This window comes from Algibacter sp. TI.3.09, assembly GCF_038154905.1.
Classification (GTDB): Bacteria; Bacteroidota; Bacteroidia; order Flavobacteriales; family Flavobacteriaceae; genus Algibacter.
Genome location: NZ_JBAKAN010000002.1, coordinates 630,397 through 651,078, shown reverse-complemented (window position 1 = coordinate 651,078; position 20,682 = coordinate 630,397). Strand labels below are relative to the sequence as shown.

Sequence of the window (20,682 nt, the reverse complement as noted above, 5' to 3'; positions counted from 1 at the left end):
CAACTATGAAACCAAGATTTAAAATACAAAATACCATTGGGACCGCTCTACTTTTATTCGCTACACTAACCTCGTGTACCGATGATTTAGATATTGTACCTAATGACGATCAAACGGTATTAAGCGAAGAGCTTTTTACTAACGAAGCAGCTTACAAACAAGTGCTAGCAGGTATTTATGCCAACTTAGCACTTACAGGAACCGATGGCGCAGGGAATTCAAACCTTAAAAACATTGATGCTGGAACTAGCCAATTTGGACGTGTACTTTTATATGTACAAACATTATCGGCAGATCAAATGATTTGGTCTTACGAGAATGATCCTGGAGCTAGAGAAATTCAAAGAAATACATGGACAGCTCAAAACCCATTATTACTTGGTATGTTTAGTAGAGCACACCTTTCTATTGCTTTAGCAAACAATTTTTTAAGAGAAACTACAGATGATAAACTAGATGCAAGAAACGTATCGACAACTACAAGAACCGACATTGTAGCTTATAGAGCTGAAGCTCGCTTAATGCGTGCCATGGCTTATTACTACATGATGGATATTTTTGGAAAAGCAAATTTCGTTACAGAAAATGATGATCTTAACTCGTTTCCTCCTGTATATGAAAGAGGTCAATTATTCGATTTTATTGAATCGGAATTAATAGCAATCGATACCGATTTAATAGATTCTAGACAAAATGAATATGGCCGTGCCGATAAATCGGTTGCTTACATGGTTTTAGCTAAAATGTATTTAAATGCTGAAGTATATATTGGTGAAAACCATTATACTGAATGTTTAACCTATTGCGAAAAAATAATGGACGGTGGTTACACATTAGCACCTAATTATTTACACAATTTTATGGCAGATAACAACACAAACTCTGCGGTAAACGAAATTATTTTCCCAATAGTTTCAGATGGTACAACAACGCAAAACTACGGACCAACAACGGTTATGATTAATGGTCAAGTTGGAAGTTTAGAAGAAAACGGACTAGAACTTGGTGTTAGTAAACCAGGCTGGGGTGGCGCACTTAGAATTAGAAAACAATTAGCTAATCTATTTGATGCTTCTTTTGCTGACGATGATAGAAATACTATTATCTCTGCAGATAGACCAATTGATATTATTGAAATCTCTGATAAAGATACGGGATACATTATTGAAAAATACTCAAACGCAACCTCAACAGGAAGCGCTGGTGCCGATCAAACCTTTGTTGACACCGATTTCCCTTTATTTAGATTAGCCGATGTATACTTAATGTATGCCGAAGCACATTTAAGAGGCGGTGGCGGTACTATTACCGATGCTGTTGGTTATGTAAATGCTTTAAGAGCTAGAGCACACAACCCAAATACTATTTCTTCTGGAGGTTTAACTTTAGATTTTATTTTAGATGAACGCGCTCGTGAATTACACTGGGAAGCACACCGAAGACAAGATTTAATTCGTTACAATAAATTTACTGGAGGAAACTACAACTGGGCATGGAAAGGTAATGGAAGCAATGGCATCTCTTTACCATCGCACTTTAATGTCTATCCAATTCCAACCGGAAGTATTGCAGCAAACCCTAACCTTACTCAAAACACAGGGTACTAAAATTAAAAACAAATTAAGACCATGAAAAAATTTAAAAACATTTCAGTGTTTAGCATTATTGGTTTAGTTTTACTATGCCTGAGTTCTTGCGAAGACACCACTGATATATATTCTGTTTCAGAACCATCGTCACCAATTTTAGCCGACTTAAACTTCAGCCAAATTGAACTAGATGCAAACAATACAAACAACCCAGCTTTATCATTAAACTGGATAGAATCTGATTACGGACAGCAAACAGCTATTAATTATGCTGTGCAATTCGCAAACGACGATGCTTTTACAACTCCAGTTACAGCATCTACCGTTACAGGCCGTAACAACCTAACATTATCTACTAGTGAAATAAATGCCGCTGCAGGTAGCGCGGGTTTAGATCCTTTTACTTGGGGTACTTTATACACTAGAGTTGTAGCATCTTTAGGTTCACAAAGCAGTGAATCTATAGCATCAAATACAGTACAATTTGATGTATACCCATATTATAACTATGTATTTGATGATTACTATTTAGTAGGAAACGGTACATCTGCAGGATGGAATAACAACGCGAATAACCCACCATTATTTAGAGATGCTGCCAACCAGAACCTTTATTATTACACAGGATATTTTACAACACCTGGAGGATTTGACGAAGGTCGATTTAAAATATTAGAAAGTAGAGGTTTATGGCAACCACAATGGGGTGTTACTCCAAATGAAGGTGACGATGTACCAGCAACAGCTGGCGATATTGCTGGTAATCCAACAACACAATCTGGAGACCCAGGACGTTTTGGAGTAGAAACAGCTGGTTACTATCAATTCAGCATAGATTTTTCTACTAAAAAATACACTTTAACACCTTACAGCACTACAGGAGCAGCAAGTTTTTCTACTATTGAAGTTCAAGGCTCAAGTACCACAACAACTGCTTTAACAGCATTAGCTATAGACACACATATGTGGTATGCAGCAGCTTTACATTTAACACCTGGAGACCTTACGTTTGTAACAAACACAGGATCTGCTTGGGGTGGTGCAACAGGGTTTTCTGGAGTCGCTACAGATGGTGGCGAATCAATACCTGTAATTGTAGAAGACGATTACGATGTTTGGTTTAATGACCTTACTGGCCGTTACATTCTTGTGCCTTTAAACTTATAATATTAATCCTTTTAATAGAAAAAATATGAAATTTTATATAACCAAAATAAGCTTTCTGTTGCTTTTGTCAACAATGCTTTTCGCGTCTTGCGAAACAGAAGAAAGCCTAACAATTACAGCTCCAGAAGCTGAGTTTGTTCTAAACACACCAGGTATTAGCACTGTGTTTTTAAATTTTGCATTGCCAGATAATCCTGCATTTACATTGTCATGGGAAGACGAGGTAACCGGAAGCAGTTCTTACACCGTTGAAATGGCGGCCGACGCTGAATTCACATCGCAGTTCGCTCTAGGTACAACCGAAGCGAAAAATTTCTCAATGACTGTTGCAGAGTTCAACAATGCCATTGCAAATTCCGGTGCAACAACATTTAGAGATGTGCCTGTCTACATTAGAGTTTCCGCGGGAATCGAAATTTCTAATAGTATTTTATTACTAGCAACTAGATATCCAACCGATGCTCCTGTAATTTCTAGCCCTTTAGCTAGCGATGCTTTTGTTTTATCTATTGGATCCGTAGACGACACGGTTTTAACTGTAAATTGGACAGATGCTGTTTTAGAATCTTCTTTAGGCACCGACATCAATTACACTATTGAAGCCGCTACAGCAGGAACTGATTTTGCAAGCCCTGTTTCTATTGGAACAACAACTAACGCAAGTACAGTATCATCAACACATTCAGAATTAAACGCAGTTGCTATTGGCATTGGTTTAACTCCTGAAGTTGCTGGCGACATGGATATTAGAATTGTAGCAAAAAATACAAATTCTGGTGGTAGCGAATTAACTAGAATTTCCGATGCTTTAACCATTTCTGTTACACCTTACCTTTCTGCATTCCCTAACTTATATGTTGTTGGAGATGCAACATCACCAGGATGGAGTAACGATAACAATAACACACCATTATTTAGAAACCAAGATGTACCAAACAACTATGTTTATGTAGGGTATTTTGGAGCAGGAGCTTTTAAATTATTAGAAACTAAAGGCGCATGGCAACCACAATGGGGAACAAATGATGGCACTGCTCTAGCAGTAAATACTGGTAGCGGTTCAGACCCAGGAACATTTAATGTTGCTACTGCAGGATACTACTCGTATAATTTCACTACAGTTGGAGAATCTGGTAGCTTTACAGTAGAAGCTTATGATGCTTCTGCAGCACCAACATATACTTCTATGGCTATTATTGGAGATGCTACACCAAACGGTTGGGATGGTGATAATGACACCAATTTTACTCAGGACGCTAACAATCCACACTTATGGTACATTAATGGTGTAACATTAACAAATGGAGGTTTCATCTTAATTAGAGCAAATGATGATTGGGTAGACGTTTGGAGATATTCAGGATCTAGTGAACTTTATGGTAAAGCCAATTTATCTGGCGGCGGAGACAACATTCCGTTTAACGCAGAAACAGGCAATTACGATTTCTGGTTCAACGATTTAGATGGTAGTTACAACATTATACCAAACTAAAATATTAAATCTATAAAAGAGGCTGATTTATATCAGCCTTTTTTTTCTTAAAAAAGAAGTTATTATAAAAACGACACGTTCGTATATTTTCAACTAAAACCTTCTTTTACAACACTACAACTTAACTAAACACCAAAACAGATGAAAAAACTGTTACTATTTACGTTCTTGTTATTTAGCCTAACCGCTATCTCGCAAGTTACTATTTCACCTAGCGCTTTCGAAGTTACAAGCCAAATAACCATTACGGTAAACCTCAGCAGCACAGCAACAGATTGCAATAGTATATCTGCACCTAGCAAAGTCTACATGCACTCTGGCATAGGTAACAACACCGATGCTTGGGGCATTAAAACCGTAGGGAATTGGGGCGCTGATGATGGCATTGGCGAAATGTCAAACAATAATGATGGCACTTGGAGCATCACTATAACACCATCCGTTTATTATAGTTTAACAAACGAGCAACAAAGCGAATCTACCAAAATGGGTATGGTTTTTAGAAATGCATCTGGAAATCAAGAATTAAAAGCGTCAGGTTGTTCCGATTTCTTTTTCGATATTGGTTCTTTTCAACTATTTTTAAACATGCCTACGAAAACAACAACCATTTTGGATGCTGGCGAAACGCTTCCTATTAATGCGACTTCTAGCACTGTCGCCAACTTTACACTTCTGGCCAACAATAACCCAGTAGATACAGCTATTCAAACTACAACATACACCAACAATTACCAGGTAAACGAAACCACAACATTCGAATTACAAATTACGGATGGCACACAAACAGAATCTAAAACATTCGAAGCTATTGTAATTCCGGCTACTACAGAAGTCGCTTTACCAAATGGGTTATTAGATGGTATTAATTATAATGAAACCGATAATACTAAAGCAACTTTGGTGCTTTATGCGCCGCTAAAAGAATTCGTACATGTTATTGGCGACTTTAATAATTGGACGATAGATGATGCTTTTTTAATGAAGAAAGACAGCAGTAAAGATCGTTTTTGGATAGAACTAACAGGGTTAACACCACAAACCAACCACATGTATCAATATATGGTTGATGCTTCTATAAAAATAGCAGATCCCTATTCTCCGGTTATTTTAACAGAATCGAACGATCAATATATCAACGCGATAACTTATCCCGATTTACCAGCTTATCCAACAGGAAAAACAAACCACAACATTACTTTATTAAGAACAGGTGATGCAGACTATAATTGGCAAGTAACCAATTTTACAGCTCCCGAAAAAACCGATTTAGTAATTTACGAATTACTACTTCGCGACTTTGATGCTCTACACAGTTTTGATGCTTTAAAAAGCAGACTAGATTATATAGAAAACCTAGGTATAAACGCTATAGAACTAATGCCATTAAATGAATTTGATGGTAACGAAAGTTGGGGCTACAACCCATCATTTCACATGGCGCTCGATAAATATTACGGTACCCAAAATGCTTTTAAAGCTTTGGTAGACGAATGTCACCGTCGTGGTATAGCTATTATTGTCGATGTTGTTTTTAATCATGCTTCTGGACAGAACCCATATTACAGACTTTGGAACACCGATAACGGTAATTACGGAGGAACCGCCTCTGCAGATAATCCGTTTTTTAACCAAACAGCAAAACACGCCTATAGTGTTTTTAACGATTTTAACCATAGTAAAACAGCAACTCGTGATTATGTAAAGCGTGTTACTCAATTTTGGATTGACGAATATAAAATTGATGGTTTCCGATGGGATTTAACCAAAGGATTTACTCAAAATTGTACTGAAAACAACGAGAGTTGTACTGGAAGCTATCAGCAAGACCGTGTAGACGTTTTAAAAGAATATGCAGATTACCAATGGGATAAAAAAGATGATTTCTATATTATTTTTGAGCATCTTGGTGGTATTACTGAAGAAAGCGAATGGGGGAACTACCGCATAAATGAAGGGAAAGGTATCATGCTTTGGAACAATTTAAACGGAACTTATAGCGATGCCGCTATGGGGTTTTTCACTGATGGAAAATCTAACTTCGGAAACGTATCATATAAACAAAAAGGATTTGCACAAGCCACATCATCCGTAAGCTACATGGAAAGTCATGATGAAGAACGCATGATGTACAGAAACCTTAATTTTGGAGCAACCAACACTAATTACAATGTTAAAGATTTAAACACAGCCTTAAAACGTGTAGAAACCGCTGGCGCATTTTTCTTTACGGTACCCGGACCAAAAATGATTTGGCAATTTGGAGAATTGGGGTATGATATTTCTATAGACCAAAACGGCAGAGTTGGCAACAAACCTATCCTTTGGGAATACTTAAATGATGCTAACCGAAAATCTGTTCATGACACTTGGCGTAATTTAATTCGTTTAAAACTTGAAGAACCTATATTCAAAACCACTAATTTCGAGGTTGACACTAACAAATCTTCAGGATTAAAAACCATCCATTTAACACTGGATAGCGCTACAGAAAACGATATTAAATACATTACCATACTTGGTAACTTTGGTATTACAGCACAAAATATTACGCCTAATTTTCAGCAAACAGGTACTTGGTATAATTTGCTAGACAGAAACATGCCTATGGAAGTTACCAGCACCACGGCATCGATAACATTAAAGGCTGGCGAGTTTATTATTTTTGGAGACAAAACCTTTATTACTCCAGAAGATCTTGATAGCGATGGTGTTTTAAACACAAATGATACGTGTAGCAACACTCCAATTGGAGCTACAGTAGATGCTAACGGTTGTGAAATATTTAGTTTACCGGCCAACAACTTTAAACTACAAATTGGTAACGAAACTTGCAGAAATAGCAACAATGGTTTTATTGATATTTCCGCAGAAAAGAATCTAAACTATAGCGTTAAAATTACGGGCGACAACCTAAATAGTGACGATGCTTTTACAAGTAGTTTTATTAAAAACAATTTAGCTTCTGGTCATTATAATGTTTGTATTACTGTTGAAAACCAACCAGATTACGAGCAATGCTACAACATTACTATAACGGAGCCAGAAAATTTATCGGTACTATCAAAATCTGCAAATGGCAAGAAATTAGTTTCACTTAACATGAGTGGTGGTTCTCTTTATAAAATTACGCTTAACGGTATTACTACAGAAACTTCGAATTCTGAAATTGAACTTACTTTACAGAATGGAGAAAACAAGATTACTGTAGAAACCGATAAAATTTGCCAAGGTAAATTTGAAGAATCTATTTTTTATGGAGACGAATTAACGGTGTTTCCTAATCCAATTTCAAACAACGAATTAAACGTTTACTTGGGAGAATTAAACGACGATAAAGCCATAGTAGAACTCTATTCTATTTTAGGAAAACGTGTTTACAACACTGAGACAACTAGCAACACACTAAAAATAGATGCAACTCCATTAGAAAAAGGCGTTTACTTATTAAAAGTGGTTACAAAAACAGCAAACAAAAGTTTTAAAATAATTAAGAACTAATGAAAAATTCACTTAAATATATCTTCGGAAGTTTCGTTTTATGTCTTTTCATTTTTAACTGTGGAGGCAATAGCGATGACGATGTTGATCCGGATCCAGACAATGAAGTAAAAACACCAACTGCAGCAACTTTATCATTCCCTGAAGAAAATTCAGAATGCACCGAAGGTTCTAGCCTAACAAGTACTGAAAGCACTATTTTATTTAACTGGAATGATGCTCAAAATGTAACATCATATCAATTATTCGTTAAAAATTTAGACACGCAAACTACAACCAATTATACAAGTTCTGTTTCAGAAAAAAGTGTTACTATTTTAAGAGGCACGCCATATTCATGGTATGTGGTTTCTAAAAACTCGGGAACAGAAACAGCACAAAGTAATACTTGGAAATTTTATAATGCAGGCGAAGCAACATCATCTTACGCTCCATTTCCAGCGGAATTGGTTAGCCCTGCTCTATCGGCTTCCTTAGCGGCTTCAACAGTAAATATATCTTTAGTATGGTTAGGCGAAGATGTTGATAATGATATTACAGAATATGAAGTCCTTTTCGGAACCGTAAACCCGCCAACACAAGCACAAGCTACTACAAGCAGCAACAATGTTTCAGTAACCGTGGGTTCTGGCAATACTTATTTTTGGCGTGTTATTACTAAAGATACTAATAACAATACTTCGGAATCTCAAGTTTTTGAGTTTACCGTTCAATAAATTCACCTAAAAAAACACTTTGAAACTTGATGATAATTTATATCAAGATTCAAAGTGTTTCTTATTAAATTGACTATTCTGAAAACATGCTTCTTTTGGAAAGTTATTTAATGATTAATTCGGTTAAAACAGGAAAATGATCCGAAGGGTATTTCAAATCCACCAAACTCGATAAAACACCATATTTTTCAACTTCAATATTAGTTTTAGAAACAAAAATATAATCAATTCTACGAGTAACTAGTTTTTCAGTCTTAAAACCACTAAAAGTACCATTAGAGCCAAAAACTACTTTTGCTAAGCCTTTAGAATCGTCCATACTTTGGCTAAGTTTGGTAATTAACTCAGTGTTAGGTTCGGCATTAAAATCTCCCATTAAAACAACAGGCAAATTATTCGTGTTAAGCGCTTTTATCTTATCCTGAATTAGAGCAACACCCTGCAATTGCGCTTCGTGCCCTTTATGGTCTAAATGGGTATTAAACACCCAAAACTGTTTCTGAGTTTCACGATTTGTAAATAACCCGTAAGTGCAAATTCTTGGATGTGCTGCATCCCAACCTTTAGAAACCTGATCTGGAGTTTCAGAAAGCCAAAAAGTATTTTCATTTTCAACTTTTACTTTTTCTGAATTATAAAATATAGCCGAAAATTCGCCTATATTTAAGCCATAACGTCCAATTCCAATGGTTTTATAGTTTTTTAATGCCTGCTTTAAATCTAACATTTGATTTGGTTTCGCCTCCTGAATACCCATAATATCTGGTGCATTAAACAACACCTGCGAACACAAAAAAGTTTTTCGGTTTGGCCAAGCGTTCTCACCATCGGAAGCGACATCTAAACGGATGTTGTAAGTCATAACCTTAACAGTTTCACTCGTCGTTTTATCTTTAGTTGTATTATTACAACTTTGAAAAATTATAAATAAAAGACAAATTCCAATTGAATAAAGTTTCATGATTCGATATATTTATTAGTTCAAAACGCTAAGCTACAAGTTTTACTAACCAATTTAAAGATGTTTACAAAAACTTAAAACCCCTTTAATATATGGAGTAAAACAGTTTTAAAAAACAAAAAAGCTCCTCATTTCTGAGAAGCTTTTTAATGTGGAGAAGACCGGGCTCGAACCGACGACCTCTTGACTGCCAGTCAAGCACTCTAGCCAACTGAGCTACATCCCCAAAATATTATTTTAATCCGCGTAATACTAAAACAGGTAAGTTACTATGGAAATCTTTTTTAAGAATGGTATTTTTCTCCCATTTTTTAGCAAAGAAACCACGCTTACGGCGCACAACACAAAGCATATCTGGGTTGTGTGAACGGTAATGTTCTAACACCCCTTGAAACGTTGTAGCATTTCCACTTTTAGTAACACTACTCGATAAATCTTCTAGAACTTCGTTAACATCAAAATCACCCTCGTTGTAATGTGGTGTTTTTACTAATAGCAAATGTACATCTGCATTAAACGTGTCTTTTATAGATTTTAATGGATTTAAAGCCCTTTTCTTTTTAATAATAGCCGATTTCATAGCTAATAAAACATTGGTAACAGGTTTAAACACATAACCTTCCGGAACAATAAGTGCCGGTATATTGGTTTGTTTTATAATTTTACCCGATGTTTTTCCTAAATAAACTTCATCTTTAATAGAGTTAGTTCTAGGTTCAACTAAAATTAAATCTACCTCCGCCGTTTTACAGGCTAACTCTAAAGTATTAATTAATTTTCCTTTTAAAACCTTTACAAGAACTTCAACATTTTTAGTATCAATTTGCGATACCAAGTTATCTAAAAACGCTTTACTTTCACGTTGTATAACATCGTCTACCCTAATCATAGTTCCGGCTTTGGTATACACATTATAAACTTGTACTACAAAAAGTTTGGCGCCTACGGCTTCAGCAAAATCTACAGCATACTGTAAATGGCTTTGTGCATTTTTCGAGGATCCAACAGGAACTAAAATATTCTTCATAATAAACTGATATTATATATTAAATTTGCTGCTTTAAAGCAACAAAAGTAAACATTAAAAATGATTCGTGTAAGTGCAAAAACAAAATTGCATGGTAAATATACGAAAACCAACATACCTCTGTGAATACAAACATTAGTTTTAAGCACATCAACAAGTTAGCCGTACCAGCATTAATTGCAGGTATAGCCGAACCTATTTTATCAATTACCGACACGGCTATTATTGGTAATATTGATAGTAACGCCACAGAATCTTTGGCTGCCGTTGGTATTGTTGGCACATTTATTTCAATGCTTATTTGGGTTTTAGGACAAACTAGAAGTGCTATTTCCTCCATAGTATCGCAACATTTAGGCTCTAACAAATTAGATAAAATTAAAAATTTACCAGCCCAAGCCATTTTTATAATCACCTTACTAAGTGTACTTATTATATTTGGCACCTATCCTTTTGCTAGATCTATTTTTAAGCTATATAATGCCACAAACATTATTTTAGATTACAGCGTAGAGTATTACAGAATTCGTGTTTTTGGTTTTCCTTTTACACTATTCACCATGGCTGTTTTTGGTGTTTTCCGAGGTTTACAAAACACATTTTACCCCATGATTATAGCCACTATTGGTGCTTTTCTAAATATTGCACTCGATTACGCTTTTGTGTTTGGTATAGAAAATTACATACCAGCCATGAATATTAAAGGCGCGGCTTACGGTAGTTTAATCGCCCAAATTACCATGGCCGTTTTAGCAACTATTTACCTCATTAAAAAAACCGATATTCCGTTAATACCCACTTTCCCTTTAAATAAAGAAATCGATAAATTGGTTATCATGATCCTTAACCTATTTGTGCGCACCTTAGCATTAAATGTAACCCTATATTTTGCAACACGTTTTGCCACAGGTTACGGACCAGCGCACATAGCAGCCTATACTATTTGTATCAATTTATGGTTTTTTGCCGCCTTTTTTGTCGATGGTTATGCCAGTGCAGGCAATATACTATCAGGTAAATTATATGGAGAAACGGCTTATGCAACACTATTAAAACTAAGCAACAAACTTATTCGTTACGGTATAATTGTAGGTATTATGCTAGCCGTATTTGGAGCACTTTTTTACTATCCATTAGGTCGTCTATTTTCTAAAGATGCTGAGGTTTTATCTTTATTTTACAATAGCTTTTGGCTTGTATTAATTATGCAACCCTTTTGTGCTTTAGCTTTCATTTTTGATGGTATGTTTAAAGGTTTAGGTAAAATGAAATTTTTAAGAAACGTACTTTTATGCGCCACATCACTTGTTTTTCTTCCCGTTTTATTTTGGTTAGATGCGATAGGCTATAAACTTCATGCCATTTTTATTGCGTTAACCTTTTGGATTATAGCTCGAGGGATTCCTTTAATTATAAAATTTCGAAAAATATTTATTCCGCTGTCACAAAAATCTTAACTTTGGTCAAAATTTAAAACGAAGCAAACACCATGGATATTCTCTCATTTATAAGCGGAAACGGATTATTTCTGCTATTAGCCATAGTACTAATCGTTGTTTACGTAGTAAACCGTAGAAAAAGAAGATAATGGGCAATAACATTCGTATTACAAAAAAATTCGCTTTCGAAACTGGTCATGCCTTATATGGTTACGACGGAAAATGCAAAAACGTACACGGCCATAGTTACAAACTATCTGTAACCGTAATTGGACAACCTATTTCAGATAGCACCAACGTAAAATACGGTATGGTTATCGATTTTGGCGATCTTAAAAAAATTGTAAAAGAAGAAATTGTAGATGTTTTTGATCATGCTACCGTTTTTAATAAAAACACACCACACGTAGAGCTAGCAAAAGAACTTGAAGCTCGCGATCACAACGTTTTATTGGTAGATTACCAACCAACAAGTGAAATGATGGTTATGGATTTTGCAAAAAAAATCAAGAATCGCTTACCAAAACACATCAGTTTACATTCATTAAAATTACAAGAAACCGATAGCTCTTTTGCGCAATGGTTTGCTTCCGATAATATTTAGGGCGTTACCCAAAAGGGTCGGGCTTTCACTACTCGCTCCTCCTAAGGTCGGAAGCTCAAACACGCCGTTCAATCCCTAACGCGAGTATTTGCTGTACATGTAACTCAAGTTAATCGGGTGTTTTTAGAAATTTAATTTAAACTCATTTTTTTTTATAAAACCAAATTCATTTTAATAGATAAAAGGTTTAAATCCAAAAAGATGCTTATTTTTACCTCGCTATATAATAATAGCCTGAGTTTCTTGTTATTATTTTAGACTAAAAACACCAGCATTGAAAACATCTTTTAAAACTATATTATCACTATTAATAGCAACTATTCTCGTAGTAAGCTGCTCGCGAAAAAAAGATAAATTTATTAATCGAAATTTTCACGCAGTTACCGCAGAATTCAACTCGCTTTACAATGGTTATAATGCTTTAGAAGAAGGACGAATAAGTTTAAACGATGCTTATTTTGATAATTACTGGGATGTTTTACCCATAGAGCGTATGCAAATTTCGGAAGAAGTGATGCTACCTGGGCAATCTAAAAACGAAAATTTTTCGCGTGCCGAAGAAAAAGCTGTTAAAGCCATACAAAAGCATAGCATGAATATTAAAGGGAAAGAAATTAACCCACAAATGGACGAAGCGTACTTGCTACTTGGTAAAGCGCGTTATTTCGATCAACGTTTTGTACCAGCCATAGAAGCTTTTAACTACATACTTTACAAATACCCAGCTAGCGATAAAATAAACCAAGCCAAAGTATGGCGAGAGAAAACCAACATGCGTTTAGACAATAACGAGTTGGCTATAAAAAACCTAAAACGCCTTTTAAAACAAGAGCAACTTGAAGGTCAAGATTTAGCCGATGCTACATCTATGCTAGCCCAAGCTTATTTAAACACAAAATCTATAGACAGCGCAATTACCCAATTAGAAATTGCATCGACATCAACAAAAAACAATGACGAGCGCGGGCGTTACCGTTTTATTCAGGGTCAACTCTATAATCAATTAAACGAAAAAGATAGTGCAAACTTGGCCTTTGATAAGGTGATCGACCTGAATCGCAGAACGCCAAGAATCTACATGATTACCGCTTATCTTGAAAAATTTAAAAATTTCGATTTTGAAAATGGAAACAAATTAGAAGCTCAAGAATTGCTTACTAAACTCGAAGAAAATCGTGAGAATCGTCCGTTTTTAGATAAAATCTATCATCAAATTGGCGAATTTCATTTAAATAATGGTTCCGATTCTTCAGCAATGGCTTACTACAATAAGTCGTTACGCACCAATTCACCAGACAGATTACTAAAGGCAAAAAACTACGAAACCATTGGCGATATGTTTTTCGATAACTCGGAATACGCTACAGCCGGTGCTTATTTCGATAGCACCATGAGTAGTTTACCCTTAAACTCTAAACCGTTTAGAGTTATAAAACGTAAGCGCGACAACCTAGAAGATGTTATTTATTATGAAGCTATCGCGAAAACAAACGATAGTATTTTAAATTTAGTACACTTACCAGAAGCTGAAAGATTAGCCCTATTTGAAGGCTATGTAAGCAATTTAAAAGAAAAAGCCGAAGAAGAAAAAGAACAAGCCGAAGCTGCCGAACGTAATGCAAACACGGGTTTAGTTACCGCTAACAATATACCTGGCGCAACCAATGCTGTTGGAGCTAGAGGTGGTTTACCTGGGCAAGCTGCTTTATTTTATTTTTACAACCCTACCACGGTAGCTTATGGTAAAAATGAATTTGTAAAAGTTTGGGGCAACCGCGCTTTAGAAGATAATTGGAGATGGTCTAGCAAAGGCAGTATAGCAACAAGTACAAATACTACAGGATCCACTAACGACCTGTCTGCTTTAGCATCAGATGAAGAACGATTTGATCCACAATTTTATATTTCTAAAATTCCTTCGGAAGAAAAAGAAATAGACAGTATTTCAAAAGAAAGAAACTACGCTTATTATCAACTCGGATTAATTTACAAAGAGAAATTTAAAGAATATAAATTATCAAAAAGTAAGTTTCAAAATTTATTAGAAAGCAACCCAGAAGAGCGATTAATTCTTCCTTCTAAATATAATTTATATAAAATATATGAGCTTTTAGGAGAAAACGGAGAAGCTTCGATTGCAAAATCTGAAATTATTAAAAACTATCCAGAATCGCGTTATGCTAATATTTTAGAGCATCCAGAGTTGGTTTCAGACAAAGACGAAAATAGCCCAGAGAGTTTATATGAAGCGCTATACAACTTACACGAACAACAAAAATATGCCGAGGTTATTTCTAAAAGTGAAGATTATATTAAACGTTTTGATGGCGAACCTATTATTCCGAAGTTAGAACTTTTAAAAGCTACCGCAAACGGTCGTTTAAATGGCTTTGAGGCCTTTAAGGAAGGTGTTAATAATTTATCGGTTACCTATGCCAATACTAACGAAGGTAAACAAGCCCAAAAGATAATTAACGACGTGCTTCCAAAAATAGCAAGTACCGATTTTGTTGAAGCTATAGATAGTGTCACTACGCATTACAAAGTTGTTTTTCAGTTTAAAGATGCGGAACGAAACAACATTTCGGCTTTTCAAAAAGAGCTAGACAGTGTTTTAAAAGAGGTTAAATATTACCGATTGTCATCTTCGGTAGACTTGTATAACCCGCAAAAAACCTTTGTTTTAGTGCATGGCATAAAGAACGAAGCCGTTGCTAAAACATTCAAACAACTGTTAACCGATAAAAATAAAAAGAGGATTGTTAAACCATTCTTCGTAATTTCATCGGCGAATTATCAAACCGTTCAAATTCATAAAAATTTAGAGGCCTACTTAAACCCAAATAACCAATAACCAAACTCATTATGTTTTCAGATAATAAAAAAAACAAGAACATGGCAGAAGCAACGTCCAACCAGAATATAGTAGCAAAAGGAACCATTATTGTTGGTGATTTAAAAAGTGAAGGCGATTTTAGAATAGATGGCACCGTAGAAGGTAATATTTCAACTCCAGGTAAAGTTGTTGTTGGAAAATCGGGATCTATAAAAGGGTCTTTACAAGGTACAGATGCTCATTTTGAAGGCGCTTTTTTAGGCACACTTACTTTAACCGGCACGCTAACATTAAAATCTACCGCAAATATTGAAGGTGATGTTGTTGTTGGAAAACTAGCAGTAGAACCTGGGGCAACCTTTAATGTATCATGTGCTATGCAAGGGCATAAAAAGCAAGTGAAAGATGGCGGACAACCAAAAGCCATCGGATAAACGGCTTAATCCGTTTATCAGGTTTTCATCTATTGCGCTCCAAATGGGTTTAACAATCTATTTAGGTAGCAAATTGGGTGAATGGCTAGATGTAAAATTCAATAACACCAACCAACTCTATTACAAAATAGTGACCTTAATTGCTGTTTTTATTGCCATGTATGCGGTTATAAAACAAGTACTCAACTTAACAAACAGCGACCAAACCAAAAACAAACCTTAATGATTAAGCGTATTTTAATTGTAACGGCTATTCTTTTAGTATTATTCCTAATAGCCTTCAATCTTCAAAATTACTTAACCACCGAAACACTTTCGTTCTCGTTGCTTTCTGTATATCTATTCCATTTAATAGCGGCTGTTATAGTTTACGCAACCGTAGAATTTGTTGCAGAAAAATTGCCTAATCAAGCAGGTTACGCCTACTTAACTTTGATGTTTTTTAAAATTGGAGCCTTTGTTTTAATTTTTCAATCATCGGTTTTTGCTAATGATAATTTGACGCAAATGGAACGCATTGGATTAGTGATTCCATTATTTCTATTTTTAATCACCGAAGCCATAGCAGTTTCAAAGCTCTTAAACAGTAAGTAATTACTAACTTTTTAAGAATTCTTTAAGAATTTTCTATTCTTGAAAAATCTAATAAAAAAAAGGCTTTACTTTTTTAAATTATTACTTACATTTGCACAAAATTTACAGAGCATAAATTTATTAGTTAGAAAAAGTATGATGGTGGCAAAAAAATCTATCAATTTTATAGCAGTTTTAGTTTTAGCGTTGTTTTCTATATCTTCTTATGGAGATGATGCGCAGCATAAACCTGGAAACAAAGTAGATACAGCAGAAGAAATTAATGAATATATTGCACATCACTTAAAGGATTCGCACGATTTTCATTTCTACACGCACAATGAATCTGGAACACATTACAGTTTTCCTTTACCCGTAATTGTTTGGACCAGTAATGGTTTAAAAACATTTATGTCATCTGAGTTTCATCATGATGATGCTGGAAAGGTAATCGTTGATAAAGACGATACTAAACTTGTAAAACTACACAGCAAAATATACGAATTAGAAAGCGGAGCTTCTACAATTAACTTTGATGAAGACCACCACGCTACTAACGCGCACAAAGTTTTAGACTTCTCGATAACAAAATCTGTTTTCGGAATGTTATTAACTGGTATCCTAATGTTATTAGGTTTTGGCGCATTAGCTAGAGGTTATAAAAAAGGAAAAACGATTCCAAAAGGATTTTCTAGAGTATTAGAACCTTTAGTAATCTACGTTCGTGATGAAATAGCAAAACCAAATATTGGAGAGAAAAAGTACCGTAAATTTATGGGCTTCTTGCTAACTGTATTCTTCTTTATCTGGATATTAAATTTATTAGGTTTAACTCCACTTGGTTTTAACGTAACAGGGCAAATAGCTGTAACAGCCTGTTTAGCATTATTTACAGTTGTTATCTATATGTTTAGTGGCACTAAAGATTTTTGGGCACACACATTATGGATGCCAGGAGTTCCTTATATATTACGCCCTATATTAGCAGTTATTGAGCTAGTTGGTTTTGTAATTATTAAGCCATTTTCATTATTAATACGTTTATTCGCAAACATTACTGCGGGTCACTTTGTTGTAATGAGCTTAATTGCATTAACAATAACATTAAAAGCATCTTTCGGACCTGTGGTTTCTACAGGAATGTCGTTAGCATTATCGTTATTTATAATGGTAATTGAGATATTAGTAGCGTTTTTACAAGCGTTTATTTTCACGATGTTATCATCGTTATTTATTGGTATGGCTGTCGAAGAACACGACGATCATCACTAATAACTAAAATGAAATGATTTCAATGAAAGTTGAAATCCAAAACAGAATTTGTTTAATTAATATTTATAAAAATCAAATTAGTATGTACAATTTAATTGGAGCAGGATTAATCGTTATCGGTGGTGGTATCGGATTAGGTCAAATTGGTGGAAAAGCAATGGAAGGTATTGCTCGTCAACCTGAAGCAGCTGGAAAAATCCAAACTGCAATGATCATCATTGGAGCCTTATTAGAAGGTTTAGCATTCGGTGCATTAATCTTAGGGAAATAAGAATTTCCTAAAAAACAAAAAAGAACAGATTCCTGTAACGGTTGGTTACAGGACCTGTTTTTTAAAATTAAACAAAAACAAATAACAACTAATTTATAGTTTTACATGGATCAGTTATTACATGATTTTTCGCCAGGCTTATTTTTTATGCAAGCCATTATCTTATTAATATTAATAGTATTAATGAGAAAATTTGCTTGGAAACCAATTTTAGACTCTTTACAGTCTAGAGAAGATGGTATCCAAAACGCATTAGATTCTGCCGAAAAAGCAAAATTAGAAATGCAAAACCTTCAAGCCGATAACCAAAAGTTATTGCAAGAAGCTAGAGCAGAACGCGAAGAGATGCTTAAAGAAGCACGCGAGATGAAAAATAAAATGATTGAGGACGCTAAGTCTGAAGCAGAAGGTCAAGCTAACAAAATGATAGCTCAAGCACAAGCTGCTATCGAAGGTGAAAAGAAAGCCGCTTTAGCCGAACTTAAAAATCACGTTGCTGGTATTTCTTTAGAAATTGCCGAAAAAGTAATGCGTACTGAATTATCTAACAAAGACAAGCAATTACAATTGGTTGAAACTATGTTAGCTGAAAAATCATTAAACTAAATTATAATGGCGGGAGCAAGAGCAGCAATACGTTACGCTAAAGCATTATTAAGTTTAGCATCAGATCAAAACACAACAGAAGTTGTTGGTAATGATATGAAGCTAATCGCTAATACTTTGGCAACAAGTAAAGATTTAAGCGAAGCACTTCAAAGCCCTGTAATTCCTTCTTCAATTAAAAAATCGACTTTATTAGAAGTTTTTAAAAACGCTGATAAATCAACAAATAACTTAATTGATACTTTAGTAACGAACAACCGAATTAATATTTTAGGCGATATCGCAGTAAAATATGGTGAGTTATTAGATAAATCTAAAGGTGTTGAAGTTGCTACCGTTACGACAGCAGTAGCGTTAACAGACGATTTAAAGAAGCGTGTTTTAGAAAAAGCTAAAACCCTTACAGGAAAAGATGTTGAAGTAGAAAACATTATAGATGAAGACATTTTAGGTGGTTTCATTTTACGTATTGGAGATTTGCAATACAACGCAAGTGTTGCCAATCAGCTTAACAAATTAAAAAGAGAATTTACATTAAACTAAGGTCTTTAGATCTAAATAAACAATAAGATGGCAGAAGTAAAACCAGCTGAAATATCAGCAATCTTAAAACAACAACTTTCGGGTTTTGAGGCAAGCGCTTCATTAGACGAAGTAGGAACTGTATTAACAGTAGGTGACGGTATTGTTCGTGCTTACGGATTAGCTAATGCACAATATGGTGAATTAGTAGAATTCGAAGGCGGATTAGAAGGTATCGTACTTAACCTTGAAGAGGATAATGTAGGTATTGTACTTTTAGGAACTTCAGTAGGAGTTAGAGAAGGTTCTACAGTAAAACGTACTAACCGTATTGCTTCTGTGAAAGTAGGAGAAGGTATTGTTGGTCGTGTTGTAGATACTTTAGGTAACCCAATTGATGGTAAAGGACCTATTGCTGGAACAACTTATGAGATGCCTTTAGAGCGTAAAGCTCCTGGTGTTATCTATAGAGAGCCAGTAACAGAACCATTACAAACAGGTATTAAAGCAATTGATGCTATGATCCCAGTTGGTAGAGGTCAACGTGAGTTGGTAATTGGTGACAGACAAACTGGTAAGACTGCAGTTTGTATCGATGCTATCTTAAATCAAAAAGAATTTTACGATGCAGGCGAGCCTGTATATTGTATATATGTTGCTGTAGGTCAAAAGGCTTCAACAGTAGCACTTATTGCTAAAACTTTAGAAGAAAAAGGCGCTTTAGCTTACACAACAATAGTAGCTGCAAATGCATCAGATCCTGCTGCAATGCAAGTATATGCACCATTTACTGGAGCATCTATTGGAGAGTACTTTAGAGATACTGGTAGACCAGCTTTAATTGTTTTTGATGATTTATCAAAACAAGCAGTTGCTTACCGTGAGGTATCTTTATTATTAAGACGTCCACCGGGACGTGAGGCATATCCTGGAGATGTATTTTATTTACACTCTCGTTTATTAGAGCGTTCTGCAAAAGTTATTAATAACGATGCAATTGCTAGAGAAATGAATGACTTACCAGAGTCGTTAAAACCAATTGTAAAAGGAGGTGGGTCTTTAACTGCATTGCCAATTATTGAAACTCAAGCAGGTGATGTTTCTGCTTATATCCCAACAAACGTAATTTCTATTACTGATGGGCAAATTTTCTTAGATGGAGATTTATTTAACTCTGGTGTTCGTCCAGCAATTAACGTAGGTATTTCTGTATCTCGTGTTGGTGGTAATGCACAGATTAAATCTATGAAAAAAGTATCTGGTACTTTAAAATTAGATCAAGCACAATACCGTGAGCTAGAAGCTTTCGCTAAGTTTGGTTCAGATTTAGATGCGGTTACTTTAAACGTAATTAACAAAGGTAAACGTAACGTAGAAATCTTAAAGCAAGGTCAAAACGATCCTTTTAAAGTAGAAGATCAAGTAGCAATTATCTACGCTGGTTCTAAAAACTTATTAAAAGACGTTCCTGTTGAAAAAGTAAAAGAATTTGAAAGAGATTTTATTGAATTCTTAAACGCTAAGCATAGTGATGTATTAGCTACTTTAAAAGCAGGTAAATTAACTGATACTGTTACAGACACATTAATTTCTGTTTGTAAAGAACTTTCAGCTAAATACAAAGCATAAAACAGTTTGAAGTTATGAGTTTATAGAAGCTCATAACTTCAAA

Annotated in this window: 18 protein-coding genes and 1 tRNA gene; 16 read left to right on the top strand and 3 right to left on the bottom strand. The window is 35.0% G+C overall.

Translation table 11 applies throughout. The annotated features are described in order from the left end of the window. Positions 1-5 precede the first annotated feature (5 nt). The 5 genes from V6246_RS10525 (at position 6) to V6246_RS10505 (ending at position 8,465) form a co-directional block, all read left to right on the top strand. The gene (locus V6246_RS10525; RefSeq protein WP_341560417.1) at positions 6-1,607 is read left to right on the top strand and encodes a RagB/SusD family nutrient uptake outer membrane protein; all 1,602 of its coding nucleotides are present in this window, start codon (positions 6-8) and stop codon (positions 1,605-1,607) included. Positions 1,608-1,628: 21 nt separating this feature from the next. Then, positions 1,629-2,756, top strand: a complete 1,128-nt coding sequence (locus tag V6246_RS10520) for a SusE domain-containing protein (RefSeq protein WP_341560416.1) — start codon at positions 1,629-1,631, stop codon at positions 2,754-2,756. A 25-nt stretch (positions 2,757-2,781) separates the two neighbouring features. Then, positions 2,782-4,248, top strand: coding sequence for a SusE domain-containing protein (locus V6246_RS10515; RefSeq protein WP_341560415.1), 1,467 nt, complete (start codon positions 2,782-2,784; stop codon positions 4,246-4,248). Positions 4,249-4,389: 141 nt separating this feature from the next. Continuing rightward, complete coding sequence (locus tag V6246_RS10510; RefSeq protein WP_341560414.1) at positions 4,390-7,749, top strand: alpha-amylase family glycosyl hydrolase; 3,360 nt, start codon at positions 4,390-4,392, stop codon at positions 7,747-7,749. Beyond that, entirely contained in the window at positions 7,749-8,465 is a 717-nt protein-coding gene (locus V6246_RS10505; protein WP_341560413.1) for a hypothetical protein, read from the top strand. The genes V6246_RS10510 and V6246_RS10505 overlap by 1 nt, the downstream gene beginning before the upstream one ends. Positions 8,466-8,568: 103 nt before the next feature. On the opposite strand, the gene V6246_RS10500 is transcribed toward V6246_RS10505, so the two are convergent. From V6246_RS10500 to V6246_RS10490, 3 genes are all read right to left on the bottom strand, one after another. Further along, on the bottom strand, positions 8,569-9,426 hold the full coding sequence (locus V6246_RS10500) for an endonuclease/exonuclease/phosphatase family protein (RefSeq protein WP_341560412.1): 858 nt from the start codon (positions 9,424-9,426) through the stop codon (positions 8,569-8,571). A 152-nt stretch (positions 9,427-9,578) separates the two neighbouring features. Next, positions 9,579-9,652, bottom strand: a tRNA-Ala gene (locus V6246_RS10495). Between the two features lie 6 nt (positions 9,653-9,658). Then, positions 9,659-10,453, bottom strand: coding sequence for a universal stress protein (locus tag V6246_RS10490; RefSeq protein WP_341560411.1), 795 nt, complete (start codon positions 10,451-10,453; stop codon positions 9,659-9,661). 122 nt (positions 10,454-10,575) lie between these two features. Here V6246_RS10490 and V6246_RS10485 point away from each other — a divergent pair, with 122 nt between their 5' ends. The 11 genes from V6246_RS10485 (at position 10,576) to atpA (ending at position 20,639) form a co-directional block, all read left to right on the top strand. After that, the gene (locus V6246_RS10485) at positions 10,576-11,910 is read left to right on the top strand and encodes an MATE family efflux transporter (RefSeq protein ID WP_341560410.1); all 1,335 of its coding nucleotides are present in this window, start codon (positions 10,576-10,578) and stop codon (positions 11,908-11,910) included. A 130-nt stretch (positions 11,911-12,040) separates the two neighbouring features. Further along, positions 12,041-12,496 (top strand): 6-pyruvoyl trahydropterin synthase family protein, encoded by a 456-nt coding sequence (locus tag V6246_RS10480; protein ID WP_042500739.1) that lies wholly within the window; start codon positions 12,041-12,043, stop codon positions 12,494-12,496. Positions 12,497-12,770: 274 nt separating this feature from the next. Then, positions 12,771-15,350 (top strand): type IX secretion system periplasmic lipoprotein PorW/SprE, encoded by a 2,580-nt coding sequence (porW, locus tag V6246_RS10475; protein ID WP_341560409.1) that lies wholly within the window; start codon positions 12,771-12,773, stop codon positions 15,348-15,350. 41 nt (positions 15,351-15,391) lie between these two features. Then, the gene (locus V6246_RS10470; RefSeq protein WP_410488896.1) at positions 15,392-15,766 is read left to right on the top strand and encodes a bactofilin family protein; all 375 of its coding nucleotides are present in this window, start codon (positions 15,392-15,394) and stop codon (positions 15,764-15,766) included. After that, complete coding sequence (locus V6246_RS10465; RefSeq protein WP_159018842.1) at positions 15,738-15,989, top strand: AtpZ/AtpI family protein; 252 nt, start codon at positions 15,738-15,740, stop codon at positions 15,987-15,989. Before V6246_RS10470 ends, V6246_RS10465 begins: the two co-directional genes overlap by 29 nt. Further along, positions 15,989-16,360, top strand: coding sequence for a DUF6168 family protein (locus V6246_RS10460; RefSeq protein ID WP_341560408.1), 372 nt, complete (start codon positions 15,989-15,991; stop codon positions 16,358-16,360). The genes V6246_RS10465 and V6246_RS10460 overlap by 1 nt, the downstream gene beginning before the upstream one ends. 135 nt (positions 16,361-16,495) lie before the next feature. Continuing rightward, complete coding sequence (gene atpB, locus V6246_RS10455) at positions 16,496-17,611, top strand: F0F1 ATP synthase subunit A (RefSeq protein ID WP_341560407.1); 1,116 nt, start codon at positions 16,496-16,498, stop codon at positions 17,609-17,611. 82 nt (positions 17,612-17,693) lie between these two features. Beyond that, a complete protein-coding gene (gene atpE, locus V6246_RS10450; protein WP_004569351.1) occupies positions 17,694-17,882 on the top strand; it encodes an ATP synthase F0 subunit C in 189 nt (62 codons plus the stop codon). Positions 17,883-17,987: 105 nt separating this feature from the next. Next, complete coding sequence (locus V6246_RS10445; protein ID WP_042500727.1) at positions 17,988-18,488, top strand: F0F1 ATP synthase subunit B; 501 nt, start codon at positions 17,988-17,990, stop codon at positions 18,486-18,488. Between the two features lie 6 nt (positions 18,489-18,494). Beyond that, complete coding sequence (gene atpH / locus V6246_RS10440; RefSeq protein ID WP_042504077.1) at positions 18,495-19,031, top strand: ATP synthase F1 subunit delta; 537 nt, start codon at positions 18,495-18,497, stop codon at positions 19,029-19,031. A gap of 27 nt (positions 19,032-19,058) precedes the next feature. Further along, positions 19,059-20,639: a F0F1 ATP synthase subunit alpha gene (gene atpA, locus V6246_RS10435; protein ID WP_341560406.1), complete on the top strand. Its 1,581-nt coding sequence runs from the start codon at positions 19,059-19,061 to the stop codon at positions 20,637-20,639. Positions 20,640-20,682: the final 43 nt, after the last annotated feature.